This window comes from Paenibacillus hebaui, assembly GCF_051934385.1.
GTDB lineage: Bacteria > Bacillota > Bacilli > Paenibacillales > Paenibacillaceae > Paenibacillus.
In genome coordinates, this window is record NZ_CP196836.1 from 2213750 (window position 1) to 2234802 (window position 21053).

Annotated in this window: 20 protein-coding genes and 1 pseudogene; 16 read left to right on the top strand and 5 right to left on the bottom strand. The window is 45.8% G+C overall.

The window, feature by feature from the left end; genetic code table 11:
* The first annotated feature begins 248 nt into the window (after positions 1–248).
* The 10 genes from ACR32F_RS10160 (at position 249) to ACR32F_RS10205 (ending at position 10726) form a co-directional block, all read left to right on the top strand.
* Positions 249–425, top strand: a complete 177-nt coding sequence (locus ACR32F_RS10160; RefSeq protein WP_440118553.1) for a hypothetical protein — start codon at positions 249–251, stop codon at positions 423–425.
* A 301-nt stretch (positions 426–726) separates the two neighbouring features.
* A complete protein-coding gene (locus ACR32F_RS10165; protein ID WP_440118555.1) occupies positions 727–1248 on the top strand; it encodes a TetR/AcrR family transcriptional regulator in 522 nt (173 codons plus the stop codon).
* Positions 1249–1365: 117 nt separating this feature from the next.
* Positions 1366–2319, top strand: a complete 954-nt coding sequence (locus tag ACR32F_RS10170) for an NAD-dependent epimerase/dehydratase family protein (protein WP_440119761.1) — start codon at positions 1366–1368, stop codon at positions 2317–2319.
* Positions 2320–2404: 85 nt separating this feature from the next.
* A complete protein-coding gene (locus ACR32F_RS10175; RefSeq protein ID WP_440118557.1) occupies positions 2405–2764 on the top strand; it encodes a hypothetical protein in 360 nt (119 codons plus the stop codon).
* 448 nt (positions 2765–3212) lie between these two features.
* Positions 3213–4640, top strand: coding sequence for an NAD(P)-binding domain-containing protein (locus ACR32F_RS10180; protein WP_440118559.1), 1428 nt, complete (start codon positions 3213–3215; stop codon positions 4638–4640).
* A gap of 136 nt (positions 4641–4776) precedes the next feature.
* Positions 4777–5253, top strand: coding sequence for a hypothetical protein (locus ACR32F_RS10185; RefSeq protein ID WP_440118561.1), 477 nt, complete (start codon positions 4777–4779; stop codon positions 5251–5253).
* A gap of 546 nt (positions 5254–5799) precedes the next feature.
* Positions 5800–6546, top strand: coding sequence for a DeoR/GlpR family DNA-binding transcription regulator (locus ACR32F_RS10190; protein WP_440118562.1), 747 nt, complete (start codon positions 5800–5802; stop codon positions 6544–6546).
* Between the two features lie 2 nt (positions 6547–6548).
* Positions 6549–7460, top strand: coding sequence for a 1-phosphofructokinase (pfkB, locus tag ACR32F_RS10195; RefSeq protein ID WP_440118564.1), 912 nt, complete (start codon positions 6549–6551; stop codon positions 7458–7460).
* 270 nt (positions 7461–7730) lie between these two features.
* Positions 7731–9704 (top strand): PTS fructose transporter subunit IIABC, encoded by a 1974-nt coding sequence (locus tag ACR32F_RS10200; protein ID WP_440118566.1) that lies wholly within the window; start codon positions 7731–7733, stop codon positions 9702–9704.
* 254 nt (positions 9705–9958) lie between these two features.
* Complete coding sequence (locus tag ACR32F_RS10205) at positions 9959–10726, top strand: class I SAM-dependent methyltransferase (RefSeq protein ID WP_440118568.1); 768 nt, start codon at positions 9959–9961, stop codon at positions 10724–10726.
* Positions 10727–10859: 133 nt separating this feature from the next.
* Here ACR32F_RS10205 and ACR32F_RS10210 read toward each other — a convergent pair whose 3' ends face one another.
* From ACR32F_RS10210 to ACR32F_RS10225, 4 genes and pseudogenes are all read right to left on the bottom strand, one after another.
* The gene (locus ACR32F_RS10210; protein ID WP_440118570.1) at positions 10860–11999 is read right to left on the bottom strand and encodes a zinc-dependent alcohol dehydrogenase; all 1140 of its coding nucleotides are present in this window, start codon (positions 11997–11999) and stop codon (positions 10860–10862) included.
* A 78-nt stretch (positions 12000–12077) separates the two neighbouring features.
* Positions 12078–13241, bottom strand: coding sequence for an oxalate decarboxylase family bicupin (locus tag ACR32F_RS10215; RefSeq protein WP_440118572.1), 1164 nt, complete (start codon positions 13239–13241; stop codon positions 12078–12080).
* 171 nt (positions 13242–13412) lie between these two features.
* Positions 13413–14031: pseudogene (locus tag ACR32F_RS10220) on the bottom strand (GntR family transcriptional regulator).
* 113 nt (positions 14032–14144) lie between these two features.
* Complete coding sequence (locus ACR32F_RS10225; RefSeq protein WP_440118574.1) at positions 14145–14993, bottom strand: SDR family NAD(P)-dependent oxidoreductase; 849 nt, start codon at positions 14991–14993, stop codon at positions 14145–14147.
* Positions 14994–15161: 168 nt separating this feature from the next.
* Between ACR32F_RS10225 and ACR32F_RS10230 the strand changes: the two genes are divergently transcribed.
* Positions 15162–15599, top strand: coding sequence for a MerR family transcriptional regulator (locus ACR32F_RS10230; RefSeq protein WP_440118576.1), 438 nt, complete (start codon positions 15162–15164; stop codon positions 15597–15599).
* Between the two features lie 64 nt (positions 15600–15663).
* Here ACR32F_RS10230 and ACR32F_RS10235 read toward each other — a convergent pair whose 3' ends face one another.
* On the bottom strand, positions 15664–16599 hold the full coding sequence (locus ACR32F_RS10235; RefSeq protein ID WP_440118578.1) for an AraC family transcriptional regulator N-terminal domain-containing protein: 936 nt from the start codon (positions 16597–16599) through the stop codon (positions 15664–15666).
* A gap of 162 nt (positions 16600–16761) precedes the next feature.
* On the opposite strand from ACR32F_RS10235, the gene ACR32F_RS10240 reads away from it, so the two are divergent.
* From ACR32F_RS10240 to ACR32F_RS10260, 5 genes are all read left to right on the top strand, one after another.
* Positions 16762–17037 (top strand): Atu4866 domain-containing protein, encoded by a 276-nt coding sequence (locus tag ACR32F_RS10240; protein ID WP_440118580.1) that lies wholly within the window; start codon positions 16762–16764, stop codon positions 17035–17037.
* Between the two features lie 24 nt (positions 17038–17061).
* Entirely contained in the window at positions 17062–17799 is a 738-nt protein-coding gene (locus ACR32F_RS10245; protein WP_440118582.1) for an SDR family oxidoreductase, read from the top strand.
* Between the two features lie 59 nt (positions 17800–17858).
* Positions 17859–18761 carry a LysR family transcriptional regulator gene (locus ACR32F_RS10250; protein ID WP_440118584.1) on the top strand — a complete coding sequence of 301 codons (903 nt, stop codon included), beginning with the start codon at positions 17859–17861 and terminating at the stop codon, positions 18759–18761.
* Between the two features lie 125 nt (positions 18762–18886).
* Positions 18887–20023, top strand: a complete 1137-nt coding sequence (locus ACR32F_RS10255) for a 5-methyltetrahydropteroyltriglutamate--homocysteine S-methyltransferase (RefSeq protein WP_440118586.1) — start codon at positions 18887–18889, stop codon at positions 20021–20023.
* Between the two features lie 181 nt (positions 20024–20204).
* Positions 20205–20951 (top strand): spermidine synthase, encoded by a 747-nt coding sequence (locus ACR32F_RS10260; protein ID WP_440118588.1) that lies wholly within the window; start codon positions 20205–20207, stop codon positions 20949–20951.
* Positions 20952–21053 lie beyond the last annotated feature (102 nt).

Genomic DNA, 21053 nt, shown 5'->3' on the forward strand with positions numbered 1-21053 from the left:
GGTATGAATCACGAATCTGCTTCAGGCAATCCATATTATCTTCAAAACGGATGCCAGAAGCGCGGCCCAGACTACGTCCAAAATCCTTTTATACAAAAAAAGGAGCTTCCGGATACAGGGGAATACTGTGAAGCTGGTTCCACCCAAGGTAGTCTGGGGGATGAATCCACACATCTTCGGTTTCCAGTGCATAAAGCTATGACACCATCTCCGTTCGCTCAAAATAAATTCATGGCTGGTCCATTCCGGTGGATCATGATGTTGCGGAATTCTTCCAAGTAATCCTGCTGAACATCGACATGCTCCATAACCTGCAGCGGCTTGAGCCAGCGTCTGCAGGTTTGTTGGCTTTGGACGAGAAAGTTGCTGGCCGGTATAACATGCTGTTTGAGGCTATACGTCAGACTGGAGCTATTGGTAACTGACACCGACCGTGCCGGACTTGCAGAGATAAAACGAATTCTGGATATCGTTATGCCGACTCACCTACAATGCCGGAACTGGTCCGACCGGCCATGATGAATGAAAATAAGCTAAAACGAGCATTTACGCAGCCATACGGTATATCGATTCACCATACGTGATTCAGAAACGGATGGAAAAGGTACGGTTATAATCCAAGTAAGCTCAAAAAATAAGACTACCCGAATCTTTGCATTGATGGATGGTATCCTATATACTTCAAGCTATTGATCAATTAATTACTGTCTTTAAAGGGGGATTATCGTGGCTAAAGAGGCAACGACGTCCGTTAATCGGCGAGATGATATTATCTCCGCAGCGATTGAGATCTTCGCGGAAATTGGCTATTATCGTGCGACGACAGCTCAAGTGGCTGAAAGGGCCCAGATTTCACAACCATATATTTTTCGTTTTTTCAAAAGCAAAGAAGCTTTATTATTAAATGCACTTGAGGTCTCCTGGACACGGGTGATCGATTCGTTTCGAATTGTTGTCGAGACGGCGACGCCAGATCAGTTGGAGAACGATCTGATTGAAGCCTATGAAGAGATTCTTGAATCGCACAAGAGTGAAATTTTGCTTCAGATGCAGGCGCAGACGATCCAGGAAGAAGTCATTCGGCAGGCGATGCAAAAAGGTTTTGGTGAAGTACGAGCTATGGTGCTGGATGCTTTCACGGTTGCAGGAATTGCCAATCCGCTGAAAAGAACGATGATTTTCTTGGCGATTGGAATGTTGTGTAATGTATCTACAGCACTGGATATGCCGGAGTTAAAGGATAGATAAAAAGGGAGAAATAAGCCCTTTTTGAGATTTAGTTATTGATCAATCACTAAATATATATTATAGTGTGTTTATGTAAGTGATTGATCAATAACAAAATGAAAATGGGGATGATATATGATGAAAAAAGCGATTGTCATTGGAGCCACAGGTGGAACGGGTGCAGCGATTACAGAGGAATTGGTTAGACGGGGGATTTCTACGATTGCATTTGGCCGCTCACGTCAAAAACTGGAGCAACTTGCAGTAAAGTTGGGATCTCCAGATCATCTTCAGATCGCACTGGGAGATGCTTTCCAACCTGATGATATTATTGCTGCTTCCCGAGAAACGGATGTAATGTTTCACTGTGCGAACGTTCCCTATAACGAGATGGAGAGCAGGCTGATCCCACTGGGAGAGTCCGTGATGGAGGCTGCAGAACGCTTAGGTCTGAAAGTGGTTGTAATAGACGGAATCTACCCCTATGGCAGAAGACAAATGAAAGAGGTAACAGAGGAGCATCCGAAGCAGCCACATACCCGAAAAGGGAAGACACGATTTGCCTATGAACAGATGTTATTCAGTAGTAGATGGAGCAGAGCTCAGGTGATGATCGTGCGCTTGCCGGATTATTATGGCCCAACGGCCAATCAGGCTTCCTATTTGGGCTCGACGCTTGAAGCGATAGCGAAAGGCAAGATGGCTTTTTTTATCGGAAATATGAAGACGCCAAGAGAGTACATCTATTTACCGGATGCTGCTGTTATGGTGGCGGAGCTGGCATGCAGTGAGATTGCGTATGGGCAGAATTGGAACATTCCTGGCTCAGGTGTCATATCGGGTCAAGACGTTGTGCGTATAGCACAGAAGGCAGCGGGGACTGTCAAACCTGTGATGGCATTAGGGAAAGTGGGACTGTCTTTGCTAGGACTTGGTGTGCCGGTTATGAAAGAAATTGTTGAGATGTTATATCTGACGCAGGAACCGTTGATATTGAGCAGACAGAAGTATGAGGGAAGTATCGGTCCGATTGTGGAGACATCTTTTGAAGAGGGAATTGTGTTGACGATTGGGGAGTTGCAGAAAGGATAGTTTTTGTAGATATGTAATTGATCAATCACTAACTAACTGAGATTGGATTGTGGTTGATCGCGAAAATTTAAAGAGGAAGGTGCGGATGTCTACTCAATGGGCGAGCACTAATTCTAAAAAAAGAAAAGCCAAATGTAATTCCAAAAAGAAGCGTTTGCTTAAAAAGACAAGCGTTGTCAGATCCGGATGTATTGTCTTTTGTGGACCAAGGGGATTCAAAGGAATTCGGGAGGGAGAAGGTGAACTTGGAGCAACGGAGTTGTTACGTTACTCACAATACGGGCAGTACTGGGCAGGTAGTTCTGTGACATTGGCGGTGGAAGTAGCTTTGAATGCGGGGGATGTGATTGGACTTTTCTGCGCCTCCAACGGTCTAACCATTACTTTGAATCTGGGCAGTGGGGCCACCAATGGAATTTTCTGGTATGTCAATGAAATCACCTAAAAGCTCAAGGTGAATCACAGTCCCACAAGAGGCGCTTTGCATATCATCTAACCCATCTCAAGACAGCTCCGGATTGCTTCCTGTTCTGTCTTTTTGCTCTGGCGTTACATCTGTGTCATTGCGAGGAATTGTACATACGTTTTGAGAATAGTGCATTTGAAGTGGAGTATTTCGTTAGGATTAACAAGCATGTTAGTTATTTTTAGATTGAATGACAATAAAGCTACCGCCAACTTCAAAAAAGGAAAGATAACTCATATAATAACGCTAATATGTATAAGGAAACGTAAAAATATAGTAAAAATCGTTTTGACTTTGTTGATCACCTTACGCAAATCTGACATCGAATTTATGTTGGAATGAACATGAAACGTATCTAACCAACCAATGATAAAAAAACAAAGAGAATGACTACATCACTACGTGACCTCGAAAGGGTTGATGAATCATGAGCCTTGATGCTTTGAACCAACGTGTAAAAGAAGATCTTGCTTTTTTGGCATTTGGCGGAGCCGATTGGGTCCGGTCAAGAGAGCATGGCGATGGGCATGTCTATGATGTAGTGATTGTGGGTGGTGGGCAGAGTGGGCTAGGAGCAGCCTTTGGTCTTCTGCGTGAACGCATCTCCAACATTCTAGTCATTGACGAAAATCCAAGTGGGTTTGAAGGACCTTGGGAGACATATGCACGCATGGTTACTTTGCGTACCCCGAAACATCTGACCTCCATTGATCTGGGTATTCCATCTCTAACATTTCGTTCATGGTGGGAGGCGCAGGTTGGGCCCGAGGGATGGGAAGAGGTTGACAAGATTCCGCGAGGAGATTGGATGAACTATTTGCGCTGGTACCGGGAAGTGCTGAACCTGCCCGTGTTGAATGAGGTTAAGCTAAAATTAATCGAACCAGCGAGTGAAGGGATTCACCAGCTTCATGTTGAGGGTGAGGGTACCTCCTCTCATATAATTCTGGCACGAAAAGTGGTACTCGCTACTGGGATACAGGGGGGCGGGGAGTGGCATGTGCCACCGATGATTGCTGAGAAATTACCCAGAGAGTTATATGCCCATACTTCGGAAGTGATTGATTTTGAACGGTTAAGAGGGAAAAGAATTGCTGTGCTTGGCGGAGGAGCCTCCGCCTTTGATAATGCCAGTTTTGCACTTGCCGCAGGTGTAGCGGAAGCCCATGTGTTTGTGCGACGGAAACAGTTACCTAGTGTCAATCCGATTCGTCAAATGGAGCAGTCCGGTATGATTGAGCGATTCCATACTCTGCCTGTTGCCGATAAATATGCAGTTATTTCCCATTTTTTTAAGTTCAATCAACCTCCGACGAACGATACCTTCAACCGCGCGGCGGCATGGCCTGGATTTGAGCTGCATTTGAACTCACCTTGGTTGAAGGTAGAGGCTGTGGAAGATGGGGCTGTTGTGACAACAGCGCAGGGACAGTTTGCTTTTGATTTTCTGGTGATTAGCACTGGACTCCTTAGTGATCCGGCTTTGCGACCTGAACTCAGACTGATAGAGGAGCATATTGCGCGCTGGGAGGATTGTTATCAGGCTCCGGCAGAGCAGCGTAATGCAATGCTTGATGCGCATCCATTCCTTAGTCCTGGTTTTGCGATGAATAGCAGGGACGATGAGGGAAAAGCAAGACTACATGGCCTATTTATGTTCAATTACTCCGCACTTGCCAGTTGTGGATTGTCCGCATCTGCGATATCGGGTACCAAAAGTGCAGTGCCCAAACTGGTATCTGCCATAGCCGATCAATTGTTTCTTGATGATAAAGAAGTGATACTACAGCAATTTTTCGATTATGAAGAACAGGAATTTACAGCTTCCTGGGTCAGAAGTGGCGCCCTCAACTGAGCACCGTGCTTCCAACGGATAGACCGTACGGCATGACAAGTGCTGTGCGTTTTTTTTGTTTTTGGTAAAGAGCTTACGCTTCCCTTTAATTTGTTGTAAGATGTCGATTGGAACATGTTAAAGGCAGGTGTAAGAAATGAATGAGATGAATTATGAACAATTCAAAGCCCATCTGAAAAAAGCTTCACGTAAACGGAACGTACCCTTGCTCAAGATCGTTGCTTTTCAGGAGAAATATATGAAGATCGAAGATATCCAATTTTACGATGTGGAACAAAATCATATGAGTGTCCGAGCGTGCAATACGCTGTGGATGAATCTGGAGAATAAGTCTTTCCGTAATATGGTGTCCCATAATCTGCAATTTTACAAGGACATGGAGAACCTGGGGCGAAATTCTTATGAGAATTTGATTAAGGAACTTTATGATACTTCTATTCCAATACTGCTCGATTACAATCCCAATCATTATTACACTTTGGGACAATTGGCTGATATTTTAGTCATGGACGAAGATAGGCTGATTGAACAGTTAGAGATGGGCCGGTTCAAGGGCGCTTTTATTAATGAAGAAGGGAAATGGCTTAAACCGAAGCCGGGCGCGATGGTTTAAAGGGGCGGAACATCATTGAAATCCTGCAACGCCGCGCTGGGCGCTGCAAGATTTTTTATGGAATGCTTATGGTTTTGCTTCAACTTGATGTACACTCAGGAATTGCGGTGAACGACAAATCCATCTCCGCAAAGGTTCGGTGGCCCGGGCATGGAAATGATACGATGAATATGAGCTACAGATAATAGGAAGAACATAGGGAACGGTCCATTCCGCCAAGATGGGACGGTATTGATGTTTGTAGCCCGGGCGAGCATAGCCACTCTAGCTGGAGGAGATCCATCCAAAGCGGAGCGGTGAAGCTTTTTTTTCTTGCAGGGCACACAGTTTTTGGCGTTTATGCGTTTGGGTAGCCATTCAGATCACCACCTTCATTTCATTAGGAGCTAGAATAGTGGATGCATGTCCTGTACTGGATGAAAGGGACATTTGGACAAGAAAAAAGTCGGAAGATGCAAGTTTTTGAATGTTTTTAAATTATTATGAACGAAAATGATTGTTTTTTGCGGGATTTATGATACTATAGAAGCAGTTGGAGGAATGAGTATGCTGACTGAAGAACGATATGCTGCAATTATAGAGCGCTTACATGTACAGAGAATTGTGAAATTACAAGAGCTTGTTGATCTGCTTGGCGTTTCTGAATCAACGATAAGGCGTGACTTGATTGATCTGGAGAGTCGTCAGATGCTGAAACGTATCCATGGCGGTGCTTCACTGGTGAATGAAAAACGACTTGAACCAGGTATGGAAGAGAAAACGTTCAAAAACATTCAACAAAAAACAATGATTGCTCGTTTGGCTGCACAAGAGATTGAAAATGGCGAATGCATCTATTTGGATGCAGGGACGACGACGTTAGCCATGATTCCTTTCATTGAAGCCAAGGATGTAACGGTAGTCACCAACGGACTTTCACATGTAGAGGCCCTGGTGAGTAAGCGAATTCGCAGTTATTTACTCGGCGGTATGATGAAAATTCACACCAAAGCGGTCATTGGCAGTATTGCATTACAGAACATGGATAACTTCCGTTTTGACAAGTGTTTTCTTGGATCCAATGGAGTTGATGCTGAAATGGGGTATACAACGCCTGATCCGGAGGAAGCCTTGATTAAAAGGCGTGCACATCAACTGTCGGGAAAATCTTATGTGCTGGCTGATTCCAGCAAAATTGGGGAAATTACTTTTGCCAAATTGTTTGATTTGGAGGAGGCGGATTTGATTACAGAGCAGATGCCAGAACACTGGCGGACTGTAATCGCCCAGAAAACTAAAATAATTGAGGGATAACCATGATATATACGATAACGCTTAATCCTTCCATTGATTACATCGTGGAAGTGGATGATCTGAAGCTTGGTGGATTGAATCGCATGAACCGGGATTTGAAACTACCGGGTGGCAAAGGCATTAATGTATCACGTGTGTTGAATCAACTTGGAGCAGACAATACAGCTCTCGGTTTTCTTGGAGGATTCACTGGACGTTTCATTAATGACAAGCTGCAAGAAGATGCCATTCGTACAGATTTTGTTACGATTGCGGACGATACCCGCATTAACATCAAGCTTAAGCATGGAGACGAGACGGAGATTAACGGACTTGGACCTGCAATTAGTGCAGACGAAGTGGAGCAGCTAATTCACAAATTGTCTTCATTGCAAAAAGGAGATATCGTCATTCTCTCCGGCAGTGTGCCACCGTCATTGGGAGCAGACTTCTATGATCGTCTTATTACAGTCTGCAAGCAGACGGACGCCGAATTCGTGATTGATACGACAGGGCCAGCGTTAATGGAAGCTCTTGTACACAACCCTCTATTGGTGAAGCCGAATCATCACGAACTGGCTGAACTCTTCGGGGTAACCATCAACACAAGGGAAGAACTGGTGACGTATGGTCGCAAGTTGTTGGAAGCAGGCGCCAAACATGTGTTGATCTCCATGGCAGGAGAAGGGGCGTTGTTCATCACTAAGGAAGAAGTGCATCATGCGAACGTTCCCAAGGGTGTTGTAAAAAACTCCGTTGGAGCGGGGGACTCCATGATTGGTGGATTTGTAGGTACCTACGTAATGAACAGAGATCTGCTTGAAGCATTCCGCACAGGCGTGGCCTCGGGAAGTGCAACGGCATTCTCTGATGACCTTGCAACCAAGGAGCTTATTGAGGAGCTGCGTACCCAAGTTACCATTACGGAAATATAGTTAAACGATATAAGTGCGTGTTCAAAAAGACCGGTTTTCAGTACCGAGAAGATGGGATGAAGCTAGAAATGGAGTAGCGGAGCGTAGGGAAAACGACGTGAGCAACGGACATTTCGGCTGAATTCCATATTCGATGCTGATGATGCCACTAGGCATCCTTCGTAATCAAAAGCGGACTTTTTGAACAACCTCTATAAGCGTAAATGAAATGGCATGAATTGATCCGGCCTGCATATCGCAGGCCGACTGAACTTAAGGGAGTGTACCAGAATGAGAATAACAGACCTGATGATCCAGGATACGATGATCATGGACCTGCAAGCCACAACCAAAGAAGAGGCTATTGATGAATTAATTGCAAGTCTGAACCAAAGCGGACGAATTAATGATCCGGTACTGTTCAAGGAAATGATCTATAAAAGAGAAGCTGAATCCAGCACGGGCATCGGTGGCGGAATCGCTATGCCTCACGCCAAAACAACAGCTGTCAATGAACCAACGGTTGTATTTGCTAAGAGTAGAAAAGGACTTGATTTTGAAGCGTTGGATGATCAGCCAGCTCATATATTCTTTATGATTGCGGCTCCTGAAGGCGCAGGTAATACACATCTGCGTACGCTTGCGGCACTTTCCAGGTTGTTGATTGATAGCGATTTCATCTCACAGCTGATGAGTACGGATACACCTGCCGAAGTTAGTGCGTTGTTTGATGCCAAACAAGCGGAAGCAGCAGAGGAGGAAGCCGCCAAGGAGAAAGCAAAAGCTGAAAAAGCAGCGAATGCCACATCCGGCTCGGGTAACGCTAATGGTCAGAAACAAAATACCACGGGTGTGATTGTGGGTAACGCGGATTCAGAGGATTTTGTCGTGGCAGTTACAGCCTGTCCTACAGGGATTGCGCATACTTTCATGGCTGAAGATGCCCTTAAAAAGAAAGCCCAGGAAATGGGCATCAATATACGCGTGGAGACGAACGGTTCCGAAGGAGCACAGAATGTCCTGACTGCTGACGAGATTGCCCGTGCCAAAGGGGTTATCGTTGCCGCAGACAAAAATGTGGAGATGGCGCGTTTCGATGGCAAACCGGTATTGCAAAGACCGGTGAGCGATGGAATCCGCAAATCCGAAGAGTTGATTCGCAAGGCGGTTAACGGCGATGCACCCATCTATCGCAGTCAGGGTGGAAGTGCCAATGAAGAGGGAGCAAGCGCTGGCAATATAAGCGTAGGTAGCAAAATCTATAAAGATCTGATGAACGGAATCTCGCATATGCTGCCATTTGTTGTTGGTGGTGGTATCCTGCTTGCGATCTCCTTCCTGATCGAACAGATCGCAAGTCCTGACAATCCGATCTTTCAACTGTTGCAAACGATTGGTGGTGGAAACGGGGCGTTCCACTTCCTGATTCCAGTCCTTGCCGGATTTATTGCGATGAGTATTGGTGATCGTCCGGCCCTGATGCCAGGTATGGTCGGTGGATTGATGGCGGTTAACTCCAACGCCGGTTTCCTAGGTGGTCTGGCAGCCGGTTTCCTGGCTGGTTATGTCGTTATTGGTCTGCGTAAGCTGTTCAAAGGATTACCGAAAGCGATTGATGGTCTAAAACCGATCTTGCTTTACCCGGTATTCGGTTTACTTATCGTGGGTGCAATCAGTTTCTATGTCTTCGATCCCATCTTTGGTTCTCTTAATACTTGGCTGGTAGATGCACTTGGTAATCTCGGTACTGGTAATGCGGTATTGCTCGGCTTGCTGCTTGGTGGCATGATGTCCATTGATATGGGTGGACCGTTCAACAAAGCGGCGTACACGTTCGCGATTGGTGTGTTCACATCCAGTGGTAACACAGACGGAGCATGGATGGCAGCGGTTATGGCAGGCGGTATGGTACCTCCTCTGGCAATCGCACTTGCTACAACGTTCTTCAAATCCAAATTCACGGAGCAAGAACGCAAATCGGGTCTGACTAACTATGTCCTTGGATTCTCTTTCATCACGGAAGGTGCGATTCCGTTTGCAGCGGCTGATCCGCTTCGTGTATTGACATCCTGTATCATTGGTTCCGCGGTTGCTGGCGGATTGACTCAGCTGTGGAGCATTAACGTACCGGCTCCACATGGTGGAATCTTCGTTGCAGCATTGGCGAACCATGCTATTCTGTTCCTGCTTACGGTAGCCATCGGTGCAGTGATCTCCGGTCTGATTCTGGGACTGTGGAAGAAATCACCTACGCTCGCGAAGTAACGATGAGGTTTAGCGTTAGACGGAAACGAGTAATCTGTAATGGATTATAAAATAAAAACAGGGCATCTTCTAGGTGAAATTCACTTGGGAGATGCTTTATTTAATTTCAGCTTTTTCATCAGCTGACGAAAAGGCCCATTTAGGATTTAAGTTAAATGCTTATTTAGCTTTTATATTAAATTGTGGTAAAATAAACGAAATTATATTATGAAACTTTGTTTTATCTAATGAAACTAAGTGCTGGAGGGTTTGGAATGTCTGATGAAATTAAAAGTCAGGTACAGAAACAGTTTGCGATAAATGCAGGGAAATACGTGACCAGTGCGGGTCATGCCAAAGGTGAGGATTTGGCATTACTTGTGGCTTCCTCTCAAGCCACTTCGGAAATGAATGTGCTGGATGTCGCCACTGGAGGCGGACATGTAGCCAACGCATTGGCTCCACTTGTTGAGAAGGTGACTGCATTAGATTTGACGGAGGAGATGCTTCAGGTAGCGGAACACTTTATCCGGGGGAATGGACACTTGAATGTAGATTTTGTAGTCGGGGATGCAGAAAGGCTGCCCTTCGACGATGATTTCTTTGACCTTGTTACCTGCCGAATCGCTGCACATCATTTTCCGGATGTATCTTCCTTTGTATCTGAGACGCTTAGAGTCATCAAGCCTGGTGGCAGGTTGTTATTAATTGACAACGTGGCACCTGAACGCGATGAGATTGACCAGTTTTACAATGAAGTTGAGAAGTGGCGAGATGCAAGCCATGTTCGGGCATGGCGCAAGACGGAATGGATTCAGATGCTGGAGTTTGCCGGATTCCGAATGGGCTTTATGTTTGAAGAATGGTGTAACCGTGCTGCACTACCGGAGTCGGAGAGAAGGGAGCTTGAAGCAAGCATGCTGAGCGCACCTTCTATCATCAAAAAGGTTTTCAATTTTGAAGAGAATGGGCACGGGGGGCTCATCAGCTTTCAAGGAGAAAGTGTGTATATCCAGGCGGTTAAACCGAACTTCATATCCTAGTAGAGCAATACAGCATGCTTAATGAGCAGTTCATGTAAGAATGATCTGAAGTAATGCAATATAAAAACAGGCAGACGTACCTTGAGTAGGTAGATCTGCCTGTTTTATTTTGCATATTTGAGACCAAAACGATTCAGGGTTTTAGTATAACTTTGGTGCACTCGTCTTCATGATCGTTGAAAATGCGGTACGCTTCGCTTGCATTTTCCAGTGAGATCCGGTGAGAGATGATCTCGGTTGGATCGAATTCACCTGCCGTGATTTTGCGGAACAATTCAGGCATGTAATGAATAACAGGAGCTTGTCCCATTTTCAGAATGATATTGCGCTCAAACAGATTACCCAGCGGGAACATATTATAGGATGAGCCATACACACCGGTAAGCTGAACCGTGCCAAATTTGCGCACCGCCTTCATGCCAATCTCAATGGCACTAAGGGCACCCCCATGAAGCTTCAGTTTCTGGCCGATCTCTTCTAGCATCGTTTTCTTGCCGTCCATCCCAACGCAATCGATTACCACATCCGTTCCGCCATGGGTAATCTCACGAATATGCTCTCCCATATCATCGTAATCTTCAAAATTAAAGGTCTCCGCATCATTCATGCGTTTGGCTTTCTCCAGTCGATAGGGCAGGCGATCTACGGCAATAACCCGTTTGGCTCCTTTCATCCAGGCGAATTTCTGCGTCATCAGCCCGATTGGCCCACTGCCGAGTACAGTAACGGTATCTCCTGGTTTAACACCGGCATTCTCGACGCTCCAGTAAGCGGTTGGGAGAACATCGGACAGGAACAATAATGCTTCGTCTTCCAGTTCGCAGGATTCAGGAATTACAAATGGTGTAAAGTTTCCGTAGGGAACACGCAATAACTCAGCCTGACCTCCGGGGTAGTTCCCGTATCGCTCGGTGAATCCAAAATAACCACCCGTATGAATATCCGGATTGCCATTGGAGTTATCACACTGGCTCTCCATGTCATGATTGCAGTAGAAGCATTCGCCACAGGCAATGTTAAAAGGCAGGACCACACGGTCCCCCTTCTTCACACGTGTAACCTCTGGTCCGACTTCCTCCACAATTCCCATCGGTTCATGACCAATCACGTAGTCTTTGGCAGCTGGCAAGGCTCCCTGGTAAATGTGCAAATCGGATCCACATATGGCAGTGGAAGTAATACGAACGATAATGTCATCCTTCTGTTGCAGTGTGGGATCTTCAACCTGTTTGACTTGAATGTCTTTAATTCCCTGGAACGTTACTGCTCTCATCTTCATATTCCTCCTTGTATAGTGGGATTGTCTGACAATTACCCCGTTCCAGCTCAAATGATAGAGGTGCATACTAAATTAAACGACAGGCCATTTTATTTTACGCAGTGCATCTAGCAACTCAGAAGGTGCATTCAGATTGTCGCGGACCAGATCCCGCGGAGTCAAAGCCATCCATTGATTCAGCGAAACATCTTCAAAGCGGTCACTTTTGAAAATTTCCAAAAACCATAATGTGTCTGTACCGGTATTCTGTATATAGTGTCCCATTGCTACGGGAACATATCCAACATCTCCAGCCCGATAATCAAATGTACGCGCAGTGCCATTACCCCCGAAAACGGTCATCCTTCCTTGTCCTGTCAAATAGTATTGCCATTCATCGGCATTGGGATGCCAGTGCAGTTCGCGCATGGCTCCGGGCTTGATCTCTACTAGGGCAGCGGCAACTGTGGTTGAGATGGGAAAGTTGGTGGAGTCTACAATTCGAACGCTACCTCCGGGCGTAATCAGTGGCTCCTGTGCCAGCAATCGGTGTGTGAATGGAAGCGGAACGTTACCATAGGGAGATTGAACTTCCTGGCTCTCGATGGAACCCGGGACGGTATCTTGGAAAATGTATACCTGTTCCTTCGGCATGGATTGAAAGGTGGATTCGGGTACGCCGAAGTTGAGAGACAACACCTCCGGTGGTGTATGGGCGAACCAATCGGATATGGATAACGTATTCAGATCGGAGAAGGACCCGTCATCAAACACAAGCAGAAATTCACAACCATCCTCCAGTCCCTGAATGGAATGGGGTAGACCTTTGGGGAAGAACCAGAGATCTCCTTGGCCAACATCTGCAATGAAATTACGTCCGTTCTGATCTACCGAAGTGATTCTTGCCGTTCCCCAGATCATATAGGCCCACTCGGATTGTTGATGCCAGTGCAATTCCCGTACACCTCCCGGTGTCAGGCTCATGTTCACACCAGCCAGTGTAGTGGCAATAGGGAGATCCCGTACGGTGATTTCACGTGACCAACCCCCATGGTTCAATTGCATATGTGTATCGGAAAAAGACATTCTCAAATTGGGCAATAACCCGTTATCGGTTGCCGGAGGTACCAGCATATCGGGGTTTTGTATATCTCTCATGACGTCTCTGGGTCCCAGGTCAGGTCCTCCAGCGCCATCACTACGAATGGGTTGCGGGATAATAAATGGTTTTTCGTTTGGTTGCTGTCCTTTAGTCATTGAGTGATCCCTCCAGATTCAATAACATGTCACACGCGACATTGTATCGTTATGTTTACACCTATGAATCAGGGCCTGGATAATATGAGGGACAAACGACAAAAAAGACGTGACCGCATGCGGTCACGTCTTTATACGTATGTGAGAAAGTCGAACAATCCATGAATCCGGTTATCGAATCAAATGAAGGCAGAATTCCAGATCAGATTGCAGGTGCTCTTTCATCAGTCGTTCGGCAGTCTGCCCGTCATGTGCCTTGATCGCTTCGCAAATCTGATGATGCTCTTCAATGAGGAAGGGGCGCTGATAATATACAACCGTCTGCCGGAATAGATAAATGACGGATTGCATTTTATCGAAGAGATCAATCATCAATGCATTATTACTTGCGCGCATGATGATTTCATGAAACTCTTTATTGGCTTCCATAATCTCTTCTTTGCTTCCGGTATGTCCCACGTGCACGCAATGCTCAAGAGCCGTCACTTCCTGTGCAGATAACAGGCAGCAGCGCATTGTGCCGCATGTCCCTCCAGTAACTTCCGCAATTCAAACGTATTTCTCAGATCCGTCTCGGTTAACTTGACGACCCGTTTGTTCACGACTAATCTTTCCTGTTCCAGACGGCGGATGGACTCACGGATCGGGGTTCGGCTGACATTCAGATCGGTCGCCAGCTTCTCTTCAACAAGTTTGGTTCCCGGAGAAAGGGTGCCTTGCAAAATCAGTCCCGCAGCACTTCATACGCCTGCTGATAGGCTGGGCGGGACTTGTCCCTATTTGGTTGCATTGTATTTCAAAGCTCATAATGCCCATAAACCTAAAAACACGCCGCTTTGGCGTGTTTTTGTTATCTTTACTACTCACGATCCGTTAAGATGGGTTGGTTGCAGGCTTCCCAGACTACATTGTACGGAAACGCTGCTCATAAATCTCGTTTACCCGGTGGAGAACGGCAGGGCCTTGCTCTGTGAAACGAAGTGCTGCCGCTTTATTTTTCACCAGAAATGTACCGGATTCATGTCTGGTAGTTGATAAAGCCGCACTGTAGAGCAATGAAGCGCCATGACTTGGATGAGGAAAGAACCATTTCATAATGGGTTTGATATAGAAGGGCAGGCCGGATGTTTTGTTGCCCCGTAGCGTATTATTTCCACCGGGATCTACGCTTAGTAGTTGTATGCCTTCGGCATTGGCAGATTTGGCAACCTCGCGTGTCCATAGAGATAAGCCGAGCTTTGAAATGGCATAAGGACCAAACAGCTTTTTGAATTCAGCTGGACGTTCCAAGATGTTCAGATCAAATTGTTTGACCATTTTGAACGCGGTGGTGGAAGTATTAATAACTGTTTTCATCTTTCCTTTGAGCAATAGCTCAACTAATTCCATGTAGATGATGTAAGGGACTACCGTCTGAAGTTCGAAGTGTAGTTCATGCCCCTGATCAGAGAAACGAAGCTCCGAAGCGCTGCCCCCCGCATTGTTAAACAAGACATCAATTGAATCGGTATCGGATTTAATCTGATCCAGTGCAGTTCTCAGACTGTCGTAGTTGGTCAGATTAGCCTGAACCCAACGGAGTTGGCCTGAACGTAAGGCGTTCTGAATATCGGTATCCTCGGATGGGAAAGCAGAACGGTTGAGACCGATTACCTGCCATCCTTCAGCCAGTAACTTGCGTGTCAGTTCAAGACCAATTCCTGACGTTGAACCTGTGATGAGAGCGGTGCGAAGCTGATTTTGTATGTTCATATAAACCTCCAGAAGAATGGGATTACAGAACGAATCTGTATGCTGCGCTCATTCTATAACTTGGAGTCGACTCCAAGTCAAGGGGTGTTGGGATTGAACGGATCATGCTTGACTTGGAGTCAGCTCCAAGTTGTAATATGGAGAGAAATGAATGTGGAGGAGGCCCATATGATGAGCGACAATGTAATGTTCTCCATCAAAGAAACGTCAGAACAGGCCGGATTATCAGAAGATACAATTCGTTATTATGAGAAGATTGGGCTGCTTCCCCGAGCTGAACGCAAGGCCAATCGCCATCGGGTATACCGCTCGGAGGACATCCATACGATGAAGTTGATCACTTGTCTGAAAAAAACAGGGATGTCTCTGGAAGAAATGAAGCCATATCTCCAGATGTCCATGGATTCGGATCTCGCAGATTTCCCGGATGAACGGGAGAGGCTGGTGAATCACCGGAAGAAAGTTGAAGCACAGATTGCTTCGCTACAGCAGGTAGTTGATTTTATCGATGAGAAGTTGGATAAACGAAGTATGTTTCCTGATGAATGCCCTATTACCGGGGAGAACCAGATGTCTGTTTTTGAAAAACAGAACATATTCTCTTGATGGCGCTGCTGCCTATTTGAATCCGAAAACCCACGTCATGATGACGCGGGTCTTTTTGCTGTTTCTAGCATTTAATATCGAGTGTATGACGAAGTCGTTTGATATCGCTTTTGGGAGGGAGACCATACATGCGGGCATACTCCCGGTTGAATTGAGACGGACTTTCATAGCCAACCTGGAACGCAGCGTCGGCGGCATCGGTTGAACCTGCAAGCAGCATTCGCCGGGCTTCATGCAATCGAATTTGTTTCTGGAATTGCAAAGGGCTCATGGCGGTAATGGCTTTGAAATGATGATGTAATGAGGAAGAACTCATGTTGATCATGGCAGCAAGTTGTTCAATCCGAAGTGGCTTAGCGTAATCGGATTGGATGACTTCGATCACCTCGGCGATGTGCTGTGCATGACTGTCCTGAATAGCAAACTGCTTTATGGAATGTCCATGTTCATCCTGAATAATACGATATAGAATTTCGCGGATAAACAGAGGGGCAAGGACGGGAATGTCTTCAGGTGTGTCCAGCAGCCGAACCAATCGGATCACGGCTTCAAGAAGGGAAGGTTTGGTTGAGCTAACAAACAATCCTCTTCGTGTTGAATGGTCAGGTTTGGGTTGTGCAGAAGGCGTATCCTGAATCAGATCGAAAATCTGCCCTGAATCAAAATCCAGTCGAATACATAGATAGGGATGTTCGGTTGTAGCCTTTACAACCTGCCCTGAAATAGGCAAGTTTACAGAAGATACCAAATATTGTAACAGGTCGTAGGTGTAGCTCTCGCGGCCGAGTATAACTAATTTGGAACCTTGGGCGACAATGCAAAGGGCAGGCTGATGAACGGAATATATGGGTTGTGAGATCTCGGAGGCACGGATTAAGGCAAGCGATGGAATTTTTGTTTGATGTATCCCGTCATTTGGGGTGAAATGCTCAATAAGTTGAGCCAATTGTTGCTGCTGCTCCGTGATGCCCGTATCCGTTTCACTTGTTTTGATAAGCATGAATTGCAGCCCCCTTGTGAACCACTATTATTATTATTAGTTTAAAACGCGCTGGAGGAATAGGCAAGAATACTGCGGGATTTTTCTATCGTATAACGACTGATCCTCTACATAATGGAGATAAGCAACGGAATCTTTTGAAGCAGAGAGGAGTGAGAAACAATGGAGCGCAATTCAATGGGTGACCAACAAGAACCAAAACACCCGTATGTGGGGATGTGGGTCACGAAGGATGGATATATCAGACACGAACTTCTTCCTTGCGGTAGATATGATGAAGCGAGAGGAGATCGGCAAAGTGCATATCAGGGTCGCTATATTGTTCATGGGAAACATATAGAATACGTGGATGATACGGGATTTACAGCTGATGGAGACTTCAGGGACGGCGTTTTGTATCATGCAGGCATGGTTTTGTATAGAGAAAATGTACAATAACAATAGAATAAGGAGCGATTTAATATGTCCAATGTAAAGGGGAAAGTTGTTGTCATTACCGGTGCGAGTAGTGGAATTGGTGAGTCAACAGCTCGATTGCTTGCACAGCATGGAGCACATGTAGTTATTGGAGCTAGACGTATGGAACGTTTGGAGGCATTGGCCTCCTCCATTCGTTTGGAAGGCGGATCGGTGGAGTATCATTCGCTGGATGTTACCAGATTGGAAGAGATGCAAACGATCGTTGACCTCGCTCAAACTCGCTATGGACGTATCGATGTTATTTTAAATAACGCTGGAGTCATGCCGCTATCTCCCCTTGAATCGTTAAAATTAGATGAGTGGAATCACATGATAGATGTTAACATTCGTGGTGTTCTGCATGGCATTGCGGCTGGACTACCAGTCATGAAAAAGCAGGGTTTCGGCCAGTTTATTAATATCGCCTCTATTGGAGCCTATGCCGTGTCGCCCACGGCAGCGGTGTATTGTGCAACCAAATACGCGGTCCGCGCCATCTCGGAGGGGTTGCGACAGGAAGTAGGCGGAGATATCCGTGTAACCCTTGTATCACCGGGCGTGACCGAATCGGAACTAGCGGATACGATCTCCGATGAAGCAGCGAGAGATTTGATGAAAGAGTATCGCAACATCTCCATTCCTGCCTCGGCAATTGCGCAAAGTATCCTATATGCCATCAACCAGCCTGCAGAGGTCGACGTGAATGAGATTGTAGTGAGACCTACAGCGAGTATAGCTTAAGTTCAGAGTCTCTTTTGGTATATAATAGGTACAATGATATCGAAAAGAGGAATTCAACCTTGACCTTACAGCAATTAAAATATGTGATTGAAGTTGCCACACGCGGTTCCATGAATGAAGCAGCCAAACGGTTGTTTATTTCTCAGCCCAGCCTGTCAAATGCCATTCGGGATCTGGAGCAGGAGCTGCGTATTACCATTTTTGAACGTACCAATAAGGGCATATCACTGTCCAAAGAAGGCGTGGAGTTTCTGAGTTATGCACGTCAGGTGGTGGAACAAGCTGAACTGCTGGAGAACCGGTATCTGAATGCCAAGCCGTCTCCCCAGCATTTCTCCGTATCGACTCAGCATTATGCGTTTGCTGTTAATGCCTTTGTTCGTCTGGTGCAACAGTACGGTCAGGATGAATACGAGCTGGCTTTGCGGGAAACGAAGACCTATGAGATTATCCAGGATGTCAAAAGTCTGCGAAGTGAAATAGGCATACTTTATTTGAATGAGTTCAATGCCAAGGTGATTAATAAATTGTTAAAAGATGCGGGGTTGGTCTTCACGAGCCTGTTCACAGCCAAACCACATATCTTTATCAGTGTGAAGAATCCGCTGGCGAAGCAGGAATCGGTTGCGATTGAGCAACTTCAGGATTATCCGTATCTGTCATTTGACCAGGGGGAATACAACTCCTTTCATTTTTCTGAAGAAATTCTGAGTACGTTATCTCATCCAAAAAGCATACAGGTCAATGACCGCGCAACGTTGTTTAATTTGCTGATTGGATTGAACGGTTATACGATCTCTACGGGTGTGCTTAGCGCTGACCTGAACGGAAATGAGATTATCCCTGTTCCGCTGGAGTGTGAGGAAACGATAAATGTGGGCTGGATTAGTCACAAAAGCACTTCTCTCTCCAATCTGGGCGTCGAATATGTCAAAGCCCTGCATGAAGCGATAGGGTCCTGATGATCGATGTTTAGGATATAGCTTCAGGCTATACCCGGCTATAGTTAATTGGAGTTACCCTATATCTAAATAGCTATGTTATCTTTCATTCAACAAGAAATTATAGTGATGAAGGAGATAACCCTATGAGCTTAATTACGGAAAAAGCAACGACCCGAAAAGCAACACCTTTTCGTCATGATACCGTAGGAAGCTTCTTGCGCCCACAAGTACTCAAGGATGCCAGAGCTAAGTTTGCAAAGAATGAAATCTCGGCTGAGCAATTGAAACAGATTGAAGATGAGGAAATCATCAAGTTGGTCGATAAACAAAAGTCAGTTGGCCTGCTGGCTGTAACCGACGGCGAGTTTAGACGTTCCTGGTGGCACCTGGACTTCATGTGGGGTCTGGAAGGTGTAGAGAAGGTCACGGTGGAAAAGGGGTACAAATTCCAGGGCATTGAAACTCGTGCGGAGACAGCGCGCCTGAGTGGAAAGCTTGGCAAAGCCAAACATCCGTTTGTGGCTCACTTTGAATTCCTGAAACAAGTGGCAGGTGACGACGTTGTTGCCCGTCAGACGATTCCTGCACCAGCACAGTTCCTGGCTGAACTTCAACGGGGAGAGAACAAGACAAGTACCCAGGCCTATTACAGCAATACAAATGACTTGGTATTGGATATTGCTAGCGCCTATAAGGCGGTCATTCTTGATCTGTACGCGGCAGGCTGTCGCAGCCTGCAACTGGATGATTGCACATGGGGCATGCTGTGTGACAAAAATTATTGGGAAGCCAGACAACATGAAGGTGTGGATGTATCCGAAATTACGAAGCTGTATGCCAAAGTGAATCAGGAGGCAATCACGGGTCTGCCGGATGATTTGGTGATTACGACCCATGTATGTCGCGGGAATTATCATTCCACATGGGCATCTTCCGGAGGATACGAGCCTGTAGCCGATGTCCTGTTTAGCGTGGAACACATTGATGGATACTACCTGGAGTTCGACACAGACCGTGCGGGAGATTTCAGCCCACTGAAGGCAGTGAGGGACCAGCAGGTTGTACTGGGCCTGGTTTCTTCCAAAATAGGTGATCTTGAAGAGAAAGAAGCCATTATCGCTCGAATTAGGGAAGCTGCCCAGATTGTAGATATCAATCAGATCTGCCTTAGCCCACAATGTGGTTTTGCTTCTACAGAGGAAGGCAATATTTTGACGGAGGAGCAGCAGTGGAACAAGTTGAGGTTCATCAAAGAAATTGCTGACGAGATCTGGAAGTAATCGGGAGTTAGTGGTATAAAACACCAAATGCATGAACACAAAGACCGTTTCCGCTATATTGGAACCGGTTTTTTTTGCTGATTAACGCTGTTCAGCTATAGGGTGTAGAGGTATCATCCCTTATAATAGAAGGAACATTCTTATTATAATTACGTCTAGCATAACGAAGGGAGAACGGCTGGTGCGAGTGGTATACCGAGACAAAAGTGAGCAACATGAGTTAACCATTTATGATACAACCAAGCTTTATGGGGAAAAGGGCCGATTTCGTGTGCTTGAATTTTCAAATGCGGCTGTTCAGGGAGCGATGGATCTGGACGAGCCAAGTCGAATGGTGCTGGAGTATCCGAGAGCGATGGTTCATCTTATGGAACGAAATAACCCTGAATACAAATCCGTTTTTGTCGTGGGGCATGGCATTGGTACGTTATCAACCTACTTGTCTAACCGCGATGTAAAGGTGGCTGAACTTGACGCAGAAGTCGTTGAATTAAGTAAAACTTTCTTTGGGTATCGTGGAAGTCATGTTCTGGTTGGCGATGGTCGTGAACTATTACAGCAGGAAGCTGCTGGTACATATGATTATATTATTATTGACGCTTTTACGGCTACTGGAACCCCTGCGCATTTTACCTCCAGTTCGTTTTTTACAATGCTGAAAGATAAATTGCGGATGGGAGGAACGGTATTACTAAATGTATTTGGGCGTGCGGGCAATGATATACTTGTGAATGCGATTCATACGACGTTACAAGAGCAATTTGCTTACACACGTTCATTTGCTCTACCAACCGAAACAGCAGCAGATGAAGCCCAAAATCGTATCCTGGTGGGTTCCGACCGGCCCATCGAATTTCAGATTCGTCATATGGCTGGGTTTGTCGAACAACAACTTGGTGAAGGATATGTCATTATGGATTCAGTGTGATTTCAATTGTAAAAACTTCATAAATAATTTTATTTCTTTTTAACAACTTTCGTATAAAATAGAAGGAATATGCCTTTTCATGAAAATCCGGGGGAAGCAATA

Excerpts from the sequence above, each read along its gene's own strand:
- ACR32F_RS10170 (WP_440119761.1), top strand. The coding sequence starts at position 1,366 with ATGAAAAAAGCGATTGTCATTGGAGCCACAGGTGGAACGGGTGCAGCG.
- ACR32F_RS10175 (WP_440118557.1), top strand. The coding sequence starts at position 2,405 with ATGTCTACTCAATGGGCGAGCACTAATTCTAAAAAAAGAAAAGCCAAA.
- ACR32F_RS10180 (WP_440118559.1), top strand. The coding sequence starts at position 3,213 with ATGAGCCTTGATGCTTTGAACCAACGTGTAAAAGAAGATCTTGCTTTT.
- ACR32F_RS10185 (WP_440118561.1), top strand. The coding sequence starts at position 4,777 with ATGAATGAGATGAATTATGAACAATTCAAAGCCCATCTGAAAAAAGCT.
- ACR32F_RS10190 (WP_440118562.1), top strand. The coding sequence starts at position 5,800 with ATGCTGACTGAAGAACGATATGCTGCAATTATAGAGCGCTTACATGTA.
- pfkB (WP_440118564.1), top strand. The coding sequence starts at position 6,549 with ATGATATATACGATAACGCTTAATCCTTCCATTGATTACATCGTGGAA.
- ACR32F_RS10200 (WP_440118566.1), top strand. The coding sequence starts at position 7,731 with ATGAGAATAACAGACCTGATGATCCAGGATACGATGATCATGGACCTG.
- ACR32F_RS10205 (WP_440118568.1), top strand. The coding sequence starts at position 9,959 with ATGTCTGATGAAATTAAAAGTCAGGTACAGAAACAGTTTGCGATAAAT.
- ACR32F_RS10210 (WP_440118570.1), bottom strand. The coding sequence starts at position 11,999 with ATGAGAGCAGTAACGTTCCAGGGAATTAAAGACATTCAAGTCAAACAG.
- ACR32F_RS10215 (WP_440118572.1), bottom strand. The coding sequence starts at position 13,241 with ATGACTAAAGGACAGCAACCAAACGAAAAACCATTTATTATCCCGCAA.
- ACR32F_RS10225 (WP_440118574.1), bottom strand. The coding sequence starts at position 14,993 with ATGAACATACAAAATCAGCTTCGCACCGCTCTCATCACAGGTTCAACG.
- ACR32F_RS10230 (WP_440118576.1), top strand. The coding sequence starts at position 15,162 with ATGATGAGCGACAATGTAATGTTCTCCATCAAAGAAACGTCAGAACAG.
- ACR32F_RS10235 (WP_440118578.1), bottom strand. The coding sequence starts at position 16,599 with ATGCTTATCAAAACAAGTGAAACGGATACGGGCATCACGGAGCAGCAG.
- ACR32F_RS10240 (WP_440118580.1), top strand. The coding sequence starts at position 16,762 with ATGGAGCGCAATTCAATGGGTGACCAACAAGAACCAAAACACCCGTAT.
- ACR32F_RS10245 (WP_440118582.1), top strand. The coding sequence starts at position 17,062 with ATGTCCAATGTAAAGGGGAAAGTTGTTGTCATTACCGGTGCGAGTAGT.
- ACR32F_RS10255 (WP_440118586.1), top strand. The coding sequence starts at position 18,887 with ATGAGCTTAATTACGGAAAAAGCAACGACCCGAAAAGCAACACCTTTT.